9 protein-coding genes and 1 other RNA gene are annotated in these 12,499 nt (G+C 35.0%); 6 read left to right on the forward strand and 4 right to left on the reverse strand.

Features of this window, described 5'->3' with window-relative positions; genetic code table 11:
• On the reverse strand, nucleotides 1-4,227 hold a 4,227-nt coding region (locus tag ACNQGB_RS15675), incomplete at its 3' end, for a Calx-beta domain-containing protein (RefSeq protein WP_472777139.1).
• A 705-nt stretch (nucleotides 4,228-4,932) separates the two neighbouring features.
• On the opposite strand from ACNQGB_RS15675, the gene ACNQGB_RS15680 reads away from it, so the two are divergent.
• From ACNQGB_RS15680 to ACNQGB_RS15690, 3 genes are all read left to right on the forward strand, one after another.
• On the forward strand, nucleotides 4,933-5,418 hold the full coding sequence (locus ACNQGB_RS15680; protein WP_417946983.1) for a SixA phosphatase family protein: 486 nt from the start codon (nucleotides 4,933-4,935) through the stop codon (nucleotides 5,416-5,418).
• Nucleotides 5,415-7,502: a polyphosphate kinase 1 gene (gene ppk1 / locus ACNQGB_RS15685; RefSeq protein ID WP_417946982.1), complete on the forward strand. Its 2,088-nt coding sequence runs from the start codon at nucleotides 5,415-5,417 to the stop codon at nucleotides 7,500-7,502. The genes ACNQGB_RS15680 and ppk1 overlap by 4 nt, the downstream gene beginning before the upstream one ends.
• Nucleotides 7,503-7,604: 102 nt before the next feature.
• On the forward strand, nucleotides 7,605-8,495 hold the full coding sequence (locus ACNQGB_RS15690) for a Ppx/GppA phosphatase family protein (protein WP_417946980.1): 891 nt from the start codon (nucleotides 7,605-7,607) through the stop codon (nucleotides 8,493-8,495).
• Between the two features lie 7 nt (nucleotides 8,496-8,502).
• Here the strand turns inward: ACNQGB_RS15690 and ACNQGB_RS15695 are convergent, their stop codons facing one another.
• The gene (locus ACNQGB_RS15695) at nucleotides 8,503-8,919 is read right to left on the reverse strand and encodes a DNA polymerase III subunit gamma/tau (protein ID WP_417946979.1); all 417 of its coding nucleotides are present in this window, start codon (nucleotides 8,917-8,919) and stop codon (nucleotides 8,503-8,505) included.
• A 7-nt stretch (nucleotides 8,920-8,926) separates the two neighbouring features.
• On the opposite strand from ACNQGB_RS15695, the gene ACNQGB_RS15700 reads away from it, so the two are divergent.
• A complete protein-coding gene (locus ACNQGB_RS15700) occupies nucleotides 8,927-9,058 on the forward strand; it encodes a hypothetical protein (RefSeq protein WP_417946977.1) in 132 nt (43 codons plus the stop codon).
• Between the two features lie 97 nt (nucleotides 9,059-9,155).
• On the opposite strand, the gene dnaX is transcribed toward ACNQGB_RS15700, so the two are convergent.
• Both dnaX and ACNQGB_RS15710 read right to left on the reverse strand, forming a co-directional pair.
• Nucleotides 9,156-10,241, reverse strand: a complete 1,086-nt coding sequence (gene dnaX / locus ACNQGB_RS15705; protein WP_417946975.1) for a DNA polymerase III subunit gamma/tau — start codon at nucleotides 10,239-10,241, stop codon at nucleotides 9,156-9,158.
• A 297-nt stretch (nucleotides 10,242-10,538) separates the two neighbouring features.
• A complete protein-coding gene (locus ACNQGB_RS15710) occupies nucleotides 10,539-10,838 on the reverse strand; it encodes a hypothetical protein (protein WP_309759011.1) in 300 nt (99 codons plus the stop codon).
• A 117-nt stretch (nucleotides 10,839-10,955) separates the two neighbouring features.
• Between ACNQGB_RS15710 and rnpB the strand changes: the two genes are divergently transcribed.
• Nucleotides 10,956-11,313: RNase P RNA component class A (rnpB, locus tag ACNQGB_RS15715), an RNA gene on the forward strand.
• 126 nt (nucleotides 11,314-11,439) lie between these two features.
• Nucleotides 11,440-12,363, forward strand: a complete 924-nt coding sequence (locus tag ACNQGB_RS15720; RefSeq protein WP_417946973.1) for a ketopantoate reductase family protein — start codon at nucleotides 11,440-11,442, stop codon at nucleotides 12,361-12,363.
• The last annotated feature ends 136 nt before the right edge of the window (nucleotides 12,364-12,499 follow it).

The following is a 12,499-nucleotide window of genomic DNA, read 5'->3' on the forward strand; positions in this document are numbered from 1 at the left end:
GGTGAATGTAAAGGTATACGTTGTATCCTCAGCAGAAGGATTACTCAAGCTGAATTCAAACACAACAGGACTTCCTTCAGTAGCCGAAGCAGGAGTGATCGTGGCTACAGTAGGCACAGCATCATTATCAGTAATAGTCACAGTTGCAGATTGAGTACCTAATTCTGTTGCACAACCTCCTGTTACATTGTCAATATTTGCAATAACCGTTTCTGGCCCTTCATTTATGTTGTCATCAATAGGAGTAATGGTGACAGTACCACTTGTTGATCCCGAAGGTATAGTAATGGTTAAACTACTTGCAGTGTGATCAGAACCTGATGTTGCTGTTCCAGAATAAGAAATTGTAATAATTACATCACTAATAGTTGCAGTTGATAGAGTAGCTGTAAGGAGCGCGCTACTTCCAGAATTTTCAGCAACTGATGTTGTGCCTGATAAACTTACAGTAGGAGCATATATCGATATAGTTCCAGTAGCAGTCACTTCCCCACAACCACCCGTAAGTGGAATAGAATAATTGAATATTCCTGAAGCAGTAGGCGCACCACTAATTGTAATTGTATTTGATGCAAAAGTAGCGGTAACACCTCCAGGTAAACCTGTAGCCGTTCCGATTCCAGTAGCTCCTGTAGTAGTATGTGTTATATTTGTCAGCGGCGTATTGATACACAACGTTGGAGTTGATGACGCTGCTGATACCGTATTGTTAGGTGTTACTGTAATGGTTCCCGCAGCATTCACTGATCCACAACCACCCGTTAATGGGATGCTATAATCGAATGTTCCCGAAGCAGTTGGAGTACCACTAATTGTAATTGAATTTGATGCAAAGGCCGCTGTAACACCTGTAGGTAAACCTGTAGCTGTTCCTATTCCAGTAGCTCCTGTAGTAGTATGTGTAATATTTGTTAAAGCGGTATTGATGCACAATGTTGGAGTTGATGATGCTGCTGATACCGTATTGTTAGGTGTAACAATGATCCTTCCCGTAGCATTCACAGACCCACAACCTCCCGTTAATGGGATGCTATAATCGAATGCTCCCGAAGCAGTTGGAGTACCACTAATTGTAATTGTATTTGATGCAAAGGTCGCAGTAACACCTGTAGGTAAACCTGTAGCTGTTCCTATTCCAGTAGCTCCTATAGTAGTATGAGTAATATTTGTTAAAGCGGTATTGATGCATAAAGTCGGACTTGAACTTGCCGATGATGCTGTATTATTTGGAGCTACTCTAACTAACACAACTGTTGATGTGCTAGAACAACTACCTGAAATTACAGTTCTTCTGAACCAAGTGTTCTGAGTTATTCCTCCCGATGAATAACTTATATTGCTATTTGTGCCTGCAGCAGCTGCAAAACCAGATATCGCGCTTACACTACTACTTTCCCATAAATAGTTATAAGTGCCGTTGCCGCCTGCTGGCGCTGAACCATTAATAGTAAAGATACTTCCCGAACATATAGGTTCTACATAGGTGGTAACGATACTTAACCTTTTAACAACTCCTCCGCAAGGATCCCCAAAAACTGTATTTCTAGCTGGTATCGTTCCAGTGCTATTTCCTAACAAACGTTCTACAACAGACTGGCTGGTTGGAGAATGACAAGCTGAATTAATGCTAAAATTAGGTGCTGTTCCTGTAGGTGTGCCATAACTTGCAAAATTAACCGAGGAAAAATATGTGCCTGCTGGCGCATTCAGAACCGCAGAAGCACCTTCATTAACCGTAACACTTATCTGCGCCGAAGATCCGTTTGTATATATTAAATTATTGTTGCTCAATATAGGACTTACTGTAATCGTTCCAGTTGTTGTTGCAGGAGGACATCCACCAGTTGTAGTTACGGTATAGTTGAAAGTTCCAGAAGCTGTTGGTGTACCACTTATAATCACCACATTAGCTGCCCATGATCCTGTTATGCCTGCCGGTAATCCAGAAAAAGTAGCACCAGTAGCACCTGTTGTTGCGAGATTAATATTGGTAATTGCCGTGTTAACACAAGTGGTTCTATTACTTCCAGCGGCAATAGTGTTTTGGGCATTCACATTAACCGTAGTAGTCGCTGTTAATGGACGACTACAAGTACCGTTACTTACGTTAGTAAGATTTAAAATTGTATTTGACGTTACTGCAGTTATAGTAACATTGACAGTTCCACCTGCACCAATAGTTGCTGTTCCAGATGCTGCACCTGTATAGTTTACAGTATTTCCTGCTGTTCCAGTTATAGTAAAAATTGCATCAGCACCAGAACAAATTGGATTATTGGAAGTTAGAGTAGCTGCAGCAGGAAGCTGATTAGGTGTTGTTGATCTATTTGCTGTATTATTACTGGTGTCAGAGTCATTAGAAGAGCTAATAGTTGCATCATTTGTATAATTACCAGTAGCATTAACTCTTGCTGTTATTACCATTGTAGCACTTTGTAAATTATTTAAACTTCCAATAGCCCAATTGCCATTGGAACTTGTGTATGTACCGGTACTAGTTGTAGCTAAAACAAAAGCATATCCTGTTGGTAACAAATCTAAAACAGAAACACCTGTTGCATTACTTGGACCATTGTTTGTTGCTGTAATTGTAAAATTAACAGTAGAGTCTACACAAGGCGAATCAATATCAACGGTTTTAGTAATCGATACATCAGCACAAATTGTTACAGGTACTGGAGCAGATTGCGCAGCAGCTCCACAAGATAAAGTTGATGAAACAGAATAACTTCCAGTTGTAGTGGTAGTATAGGTATTGGAATTTGCACCTGATATAGGGTTTCCATTCAAAAACCATTGGTACGGGCCAAAGCCAGGTGTTGTAGATAGCGTTGCACTTGTAGCGCAACCAGATCCTGTATTTGGAACTTGTGTTGGATTTTCAGGAATTTCAGTATAACTTGAAAAAATTGCAGCCATAGAAAACCCACCACCTTGTTGCACTAAACCAACTGTCATTTTTGATAAACTTTCAATCGTTATTGAATTTGGAGAACTTATTTGTACGTTTGTAAAATCAATGAGATACCAACCTGTCGAGCCTAGTTGTCTCCTTGTACCGGCAATTGTTTCAATATTTACGCCATTAACACGAACTATTTCGGTTGCACTATTTAAAAGTATATTTCCAAAATAGGGGAGATTAGTATTAGTATCGTATGCCCTAAATTTATATGTTTCAACAAAATTTGAACCACCACATTGGGAGACTGGCGCAATACTTGTAATATCAACTTCACAGTTGATTGCAGTTCCAGAATAAACTACAACTTTTTTATCACCTACAATTCTTGATGCTGAAAAATTAGCATTAGTACCGTGATTGTAAGTGAAAAAACTACCGGCTGTAGCAAGTGTTTGAAAAGTCGTTCCTGATAAGGCACCTGTTTCTGTAAATTGTTGTATTGTTAAAAGGGTATTTGGTTCAGTGGCTACAACAGTAGTTTGTTCTGCTGTTGTATTACCTTGGCCTCGCACTACTATATAATCAGTTCCTAAAACGGATATTGGAGGTACTTGATCTAAAGTACCATCACCACATCCTGCGGGGGTGTCAATTTTGGCACTAGTATTTATGACAGCTGGACCTGACGTTTCAACTAAAGAACCCATTGCAGCTTCGAATAGATAACTTTGACCGGCATTTAAAGTAACTGTAGTTACACCATTTATAGATAAAGAGGTATTGTTGTTGATTGCCATTACTGAATAAACTGGTCTTCTGAATCCTAGACCACCAAAATTACCTAAATCAGTATCTCTATAATACCCAACTCGAAAACTTACACCAACACCTGTCGATCCAAAACTAGTTAAAGAGGCATTACCTTTAATAAAATTCGCATCCGAGGTTGAAGTTGGCATGAGAGCATCCGAAGCAACATTTCTAATATTAATAGAAATTGGTTTTGCTGCTGAAATATTAAGACCAGCACCATTTACAACTGTATTTAACGCATAGTACTCTGAACCAACTGCTGTAGGAGAACCTGTAAATCTATAAAATGCGGGTGTTCCTTTGATTACACTTAAAGTTGTAATCACCGTCCCGTCACTTCTTGTTACTTGAACGGATACGTTAGTTGTAGATTCAGTTGCAACAACTAATTCATTCGCATCGCTGAAGTATCTCCACGGGGCTGGAGCTATATAATGTTGAGTGTAATATTGCGAGTACACACTTTCGGATATGAAAAATAATAAAAAAATTAGTATTAAATTTTTCACTTTCGTTAAAACATTATTTTTGTGTATAAAGTAATGGTTTTCCATATTTTGATATTCTTTGGTTTAGTTACAGTACAAAGTGTAACGTATAATTTTATGTTGGGCTATCAATTATTTTTTTTGATAGTGATATAGTAATTTTAAAAATGATTTGGTTTGTGCGTTCTTAGATACTTAGTGGCAAAAATAATTGCAATTGATGAATAACATATCTTACTGTTGTTAATAATAAATTGAAATCCAATTTTTGGAGTAAATGTCGTTCTTGCGCTTACAAAAAAAAGTGTATTTTTTATACAATGAAGGAATGTAGTAGGTAAAGCCATAATTTGATTTCTTTATTTTGAAAATTAAATTCTAATTTGGGGAAACTAGGTATTGAAATTATGATTAAATTGTAACGGTAAAGGTAAATATTTTAGTTCAAATAAAAATTATTATCTTTTATCTACAAAAATAAACGATTAAAAGCCTTTTTTAATGCAAATTTCATAGCTATTCGTTAGTTTTATAACTTTAATGATTTTTTTCTACCGAGCATTACTATATTAAATATTTCAAAATTTATCTTAATTTATTTAATATACGTTTTTTTATAATGTTGGTTTTTTGAAAATTGATTAGTTAATTGTCAAAAAAAAATAGTAATAAATTGTATATTTCTATTTTATTTATAAATGTTTAATTTCTCCGATTTAACTGCTTATGAAAAATTTAATATTGGTGCGTCATGCTAAATCAAGTTGGGAGGTTCCTATGCAAGATAAAAATCGTGTTTTGACGTCTCAAGGTATTGCAGATGCACATTTAGTTTCTTTTCTTGCAAAAGATAATATTCCAAAAACCTACAGTATTTGGGCAAGTACTGCAAAAAGGGCAACAAACACTGCGTTAATTTTTGCTCAAAATTTTGGGTATCCTTTAGATAGTATCGTTTACAAAGACGATCTTTATACTTTTGATGAAAATAAACTGGAGAAAATTATCAAATCGTGTAGTAATCTATTAGATAATGTTATTGTTTTTGGTCATAATAGCGCCATTACAAATTTTGTTAATAAATTTGGTGGTATCTTCATTGACAATGTTTCTACAAGTGGTTTTGTTTCTTTAGAATTTGATACAAATGATTGGACTACAATTGAAAAAGGTAAAATAAATAAAATAATATTTCCCAAAGAGTTGCGATGAATAAAGTTTTAGAATACAAATATATCGATAGAGAGAAAAGTTGGTTGGCCTTCAACGCTAGAGTACTTCAAGAAGCGGGGGATTCCTCAGTTCCACTGCTAGATAGATTGCGGTTTTTAGGAATTTTTTCGAATAATTTAGATGAGTTTTTTAGAGTGCGTTTTGCTGCCATTAGACGTTTAAGTTTAACTGGAATTACGGGCGAAAAGTACCTTGGCGGGATTTCGGCTCAACAATTGGTTAAGGATATTACCGAAATTGTAATCCAACAACAATCTGAAAGTTTACGCATCTTAAATATTATTGAAAGTGAACTTGAAACAAAAAATATTTTCATTATCACCGAAACTGACATTACTGTTGAGCAAGAAATCTTTTTAAAAGACTTTTTTATCCAAAAAGTGAGCCCCGAATTGGTGACCATTATCCTAAATGATTTGGCTGAATTTCCCGTATTGAAAGATACTTCGGGTTATTTAGCTATCAAATTGGTGATGAATAAAAATGAAGAAGTTCGTTATGCTGTAATCGAAATACCTAAAACCATCAACCGTTTTGTGGTTTTACCCTCTCATGATGAAAAGCAATATATCATTCTGCTAGATGATGTCATTAGACACAATTTGAGTAATATTTTTAATATTTTTGATTACAAAAGCGTTTCTGCTCACATGATAAAAATTACCAGAGATGCCCAATTGGATATTGATAGTGATTTAAGTAAAAGTATGATCGAAAAAATATCGTTGAGTGTCAAAGATCGTCGTATTGGAGAACCAGTGCGCTTTATTTATGATCAACTAATTGAAGACGATACGCTACAATTTTTTCTGGATAAAATGAAAATCGTTTCCACGGATAGTATTATTCCCGGCGGAAGATACCACAATAGGCGCGATTACATGAATTTTCCAAATTTAGGCAGGTCTGATTTAGTTTACCAAACCAATGATCCGCTACCAATTCCAGGTTTGAGTCTGGAAGGAAGTATGTTAGAAAAAATCAGTGAACGGGATTATTTGCTCAATGCTCCGTATCAGTCTTTTTCGTATTTGACTAAGTTTTTACGAGAAGCAGCATTAGACCCAAAAGTAACTTCGATAAAAATTACATTATATCGATTGGCTAAAAATTCTCAGATTATTAGTTCGCTCATCAATGCTGCCAAAAACGGAAAGAAAGTAACCGTTCAAATAGAATTGCAAGCTCGTTTTGATGAAGCTTCTAATATTTCGTATGCAGAGCAGATGCAGTTAGAAGGAATTGAACTTATTTTTGGAATTAAAGGACTCAAAGTACACAGCAAAATATGTGTTATCGAAAGAATGGAACAGGATAAAATAAGACGTTACGGTTTTATTTCGACAGGAAATTTTAATGAATCTACGGCTAAAGTCTATACCGATGTGACATTATTTACCAGTCATCAGCAAATTCTGAAAGACATTATGAGAATCTTCGAGTTTTTTGATATCAATTATAGAGTACATCGATACAAACACTTAATCGTTTCTCCACATTACACCAGAACCCGATTTGTAAAATTAATTGACCGAGAAATTACGCATGCACTTGCGGGAAGGAAAACGCATATTAAGCTAAAAATGAATAGTCTGTCAGATTTTGGTATGATAGATAAATTATATGAAGCCAGCAGGGCAGGTGTAAAAATTCAACTTGAGGTGCGAGGTATTTGTTCATTAATACCAGGAATTCCAGGAATGAGTGAAAATATTGAAGCCATAAGTATTGTCGATAATTATTTAGAGCATTCTAGAGTTTATATTTTTGGAAATGCAGGTCAAACCGAAGTTTACATTTCATCTGCTGATTTTATGACTAGAAATCTTGATGGACGTGTCGAAGTAACCTGCCCAATTTACGATCAAGAAATAAAAAATGAATTGATAGACAATTTTGATATTGGTTGGAAAGGGAATGTTAAGGCGCGTTATCATTCGTATAAATTAGATAATAAATATAGAGTTAGGAACCACAATCCTGTTTTTAGAGCACAACTGGAGACCTATAAATACTATCAAAGTAAAGTAGAATTCGAGTCAAAAACAGAGGTCATTCTATAATTATTTTACTTTAACTAAGGGGATACTAGTACTAATTTTTAGATTTTAGAGTTAATAATTAGACCATCTAATCTCTCTAACACGAAACGAATTCAATTAAAAATGATTAAAATAAAAAAATATGCAGCAATCGATATTGGCTCTAATGCTATGCGTTTATTGATTGTCAATATTGTAGAACAAGAAGGAAAAGAACCACAGTTTAATAAAAGTTCGTTGGTGCGTGTTCCCATTCGTTTGGGTCAAGATGCTTTTACAGTTGGTGAAATATCAGATGAAAATTTAGATAGAATGTGCGATGCCATGAAAGCTTTTAATCTTTTGATGAAAGTTCATAAGGTAGAACGGTACATGGCCTTTGCCACCTCGGCCATGCGCGAAGCCTACAATGGTAAAGAAGTTGTTGCGTTGATAAAGAAAAAAGCCGACATCAAAATAGAAATTATCGATGGAAAAAAAGAAGCGGCAATAATTGCTTCAACAGATTTACACCATTTACTAAAAACGGATCAAACCTATCTTTTTGTAGATGTTGGCGGTGGAAGTACCGAATTCACTTTGTTTTCTAATGGTAAATTGATCAACTCAAGATCGTTCAAAGCAGGAACGGTACGTTTATTAAACGACATGGTTTGTGATGTCGTTTGGGATGAAATTGAAAAATGGATCAAAATAAATACAGAGGAATATGAAGAAGTTATTCTGATAGGTTCTGGAGGAAATATTAATAAACTTTTCAAAATGTCGGGTAAAGTTCAAGAAAAACCCTTGTCCTACATTTACATGAATTCCCAATATGCGTTCTTAAGTTCACTTTCGTATGAGCAAAGAATTTCTGAGTTAGGATTGAATCCAGATCGCGCCGATGTAATTATTCCTGCCACCAGAATTTATCTGAACGCAATGAAATGGAGTGGCGCACGAAATATTTATGTTCCTAAAATAGGACTTTCAGATGGAATTGTAAAAGCGATGTATTATGGTAAAATATAATGATAAGTTAGGCATCTAAATCCAATCCAAATGTTGTTCGTAAAAGTTCAATATTTGGATTTATTTCATGTAGTCTGTTGTAACGATCCTGGTCGTTAAAGCTTCTTTTACTTTCAATACTTTCATTCACAATAACTTCAATTGTGATATCATGATTGTGCAAATGTCCTTTTAAATGTCCTAAAAGTCCATTTAATTCTTTTTCAAAATCTAGTTTTGAACCTTCATTTGGCAATTCAATTGTGATGGAAGTTCCGTTTAATTTAGGATCGTTAATAAGCAATAACGACTCCATAATTTTGTACCCTTTATCTCCTAAACGTTGCGCATATTTGTTCCAATGCAATAACATTTCAGTTTCTGTAAACGACATTGTTGGTAAGTGAGCCACTTCTTTAACAATCCCTTTGGTGCTTTCTTCCAATGCTTTTTTGGCACGAATACTAGCTAATGAAAACGCAGAAACCTTTGGTTCACTAGATAGTGGAATATCAATATTAATTGCGGGAGTAGGAGCTGGTATTGTAGGAGCAATAACTATAACTTCTGGTTCTTTTTCCTGAGTTGCTGCTGCAATTGGATTAATTGTAGTGCTTTCTATTTTAACTTTTGGACTTTCAAAGATAGAGTAATCGCTCTTTTTAAAGTAAGTAGGAGGAATTATAAATTGCTCAACTTTTTTTTTTCTCCATCAAAAGTGATAGAGGCAAGTTGCATAAGGCAAAGTTCAACAAGAAGTCGCTGGTTTTGGCTTACTTTGTATTTCAAATCACAATCATTTGCCATTTCAATTCCTTTCAAAAGAAAGTCTTGACTGCATTTTTGTGCTTGTAGGCCATACATTTTTTGTGCTTGTTCTCCTACTTCTAATAAAGATAAAGTTGCAGGTGTTTTTGAAACTAATAAATCTCTAAAATGAGAAGCTAAACCAGACACAAAATGGTGTGCATCAAAACCTTTAGACAGAATTTCGTTGAAAGACATCAATAAATCTGGGATTTTGTTTTCCAAGATTAAATCGGTTACATTGATGTATGTTTCATAATCCAACACATTCAAATTCTCCGTAACGGCTTGACGTGTTAAATCTTTTCCACAAAAAGAAACTACTCGATCAAAAATAGACAAAGCGTCACGCATAGCACCATCTGCTTTTTGAGCAATAATATGCAAAGCGTCATCTTCAAAAACTACACCTTGACTGGTAGCTACTTCGGCAAGATGTTCCTTCGCATCTTTTACGGTAATTCTCTTGAAATCAAATATCTGACAACGAGAAAGTATCGTTGGAATAATTTTATGTTTTTCGGTCGTAGCCAAAATAAAAATGGCATGTTTGGGTGGTTCTTCTAATGTTTTCAAGAAAGCATTAAAAGCTGCCGAAGACAACATATGAACCTCATCAATAATGTAAACTTTATATTGTCCTGTTTGTGGCGGAATTCGAACTTGGTCAATAAGATTACGAATATCATCAACGGAGTTGTTGGATGCAGCATCTAATTCGAAAACATTAAAAGCGAAATCTTCATTAGGATCATCATATCCAGGCTGGTTTATTTTTCGAGCCAAAATACGTGCGCAAGTTGTTTTACCAACGCCACGAGGTCCTGTAAATAACAATGCAGAAGCTAAGTGGTTGCTTTCTATGGCATTCAATAAAGTATTGGTAATGGCTTTTTGTCCTACAACATCTTTAAATGTTTGAGGACGGTATTTACGAGCCGATACAACAAATTGTTCCATAGAAATTTTATTCGGAAGCAAATATAGGTTTTAATTTAAAGATGCAAAAATTTAAGGATTGAAAGATTTTATAATTTTCAGAATGGTTTTTGTTTCCCAAATACCCTAGCCTAGATTACTTCACAGTACCATAATTTTATTGGAGTTCAGTGAACTCGTTTGCAGTGCAAATCCTTATGCGCCGGTCCCGAAACCTCGGGATGGCGGATAAGATTGTAACGGATAGCTGGAATAAGCTCTTAATAAAAAGGGATGTTTTGCATGTTTATTTGCACTATTTTAAAGTGATAGAAACAATTAAGAATTTCTATCTTTTATAGTGAGATCGATTAAAACTCTTGCGGCACCGTTTTCGGAATTTGCTGCATATCCCGCTACAAACACACCTTTTTTACCCGAAGTTGACTTGATGCCATAAACAGTTGCTTCATCATCTGGATTACTATCGCCTTCGTATCTATAAATATGTTGAATTTCATAATGGCTTGGATTTTTTACAATATCGTCCTCATGAATATTAAAATCATAGGTAAATCCCATCTCATTCAAATCGTCTAAGGCTTTAGAAACGGTGGCATAGTGATACATATTTGACATAATAGAGATTTTTTAGTTATTTACTAAAGGTAACTATTTTATTATGAATTGATTGTAAAAGGCTTGTTAAAGTAAGTTACAGTAGCCAAAAAAAAGGATTAAATAGTGTAAATTTGTCGCGCAGGCCGCCTTATCGCTTCATGTTGAACTTGTTTCAACACCTGATTTCAGGTTCCGAATCGAGTTCGGAATAAAGAGGAAAGTCCGGACACCAAAGGGAAGCATAGCGGGTAACACCCGTCGGTTCCGATTTATCGGGATTAGGACAAGTGCAACAGAAAGTATGTACAGGTAATGCTGTAGTGAAACCAGGTAAACTCTATGCGGTGAAATATCAAGTATATCAGCATTTAAGGGCGTCTCGTTCGTTGCTGAAGGGTAGATAGCTTGAGTCCCGAAGTAATTCGGGATCTAGATAAATGATAAGGCTCCGATTTTTCGGGGACAGAATCCGGCTTATAGGTCTGCATTTTTTTATTAAAAGTTTAATAAAATTAAAGATTGTGAAATCTAACATAGAACCATTAAGAAATTTAGTTTCATTAAGTACTAAGGCTTAATTTTCTAATTTTCTTGATGGTTTTGTTTTTAAATTAGTTGTATGAAAACAAGAATTGGGATTTTAGGATTGGGTGGAGTAGGTGGTTATTTTGGAGGATTATTAGCTAAAGCTTATTTTGAATCAGATGCAATCGAAATCGTTTTTATTGCACGTGGCGAAACCCAAAAAGCTATCGCCAAAAATGGATTGAAAATTATAGCTGGTACTACTGAAATAGTTGCTTTTCCTAGTTTAGTTTCGAATGTTCCTAAAGAAATAGGCAAACTTGATTATCTTATTTGCGCCACTAAAACCTATGATATTGAAACCAGTTTAGAATCTATAAAAAATTGTATTACTCCAAACACGATACTCTTACCTTTATATAATGGTGTTGATGCCACGGAGCGAATACAAAAGTTGTTTTCTGAAAATACTGTTTTGCAAGGTTGTGTGTATATTGTTGCAATGATTGAGTCACCAGGTATTATTAAAAAAATAGGTGTGTATGAAAAACTATTTTTTGGTTCTAAAAATACTCCGGTTTCCAAATTAAATGTATTGCAATCCATCTTTGAAAAAGCCAATATCGAAAGTTATTTTGTGGAAAATATCGAAGAAACGGTTTGGGAAAAGTTTATTTTTATTTCAGCATTAGCTTCAGCTACTTCCTATTTGAATGTAAACATAGGAGGGATTTTAAACAACCCTGAAAACAAAGCCATTTATAGTTCACTGTTAAACGAAATTACTGCTGTCGCTAATGCAAAAGGGGTTGCGTTGCCAGATGACATTGTTGCTCAATCGATTATTAAACTCGAAAAAACTCCAAAAGACGCGACTTCATCGATGCACCGAGATTTATTGGCTGGTAGAAATACTGAAGTAGTTTCCTTGACAAAATATGTGGTGGATCAAGCAGTAAAATTTGGGGTTGCAACGCCTATTTACCAAATGGTATTAGAGAAGTTAGCGACAAATTGAATTTGTTTTTTAAATAAAATTCTTTACTAGTGTCCAATTAAAATAAGTTGAAAACCAGCTGGTTAGTATTATGTTCATTGACATTATTGTAATCTGATTTCATAAGTAGTTCATTTATAGATGTTTTTTCGAGTAA

It is taken from the genome of Flavobacterium frigidum (assembly GCF_048286795.2).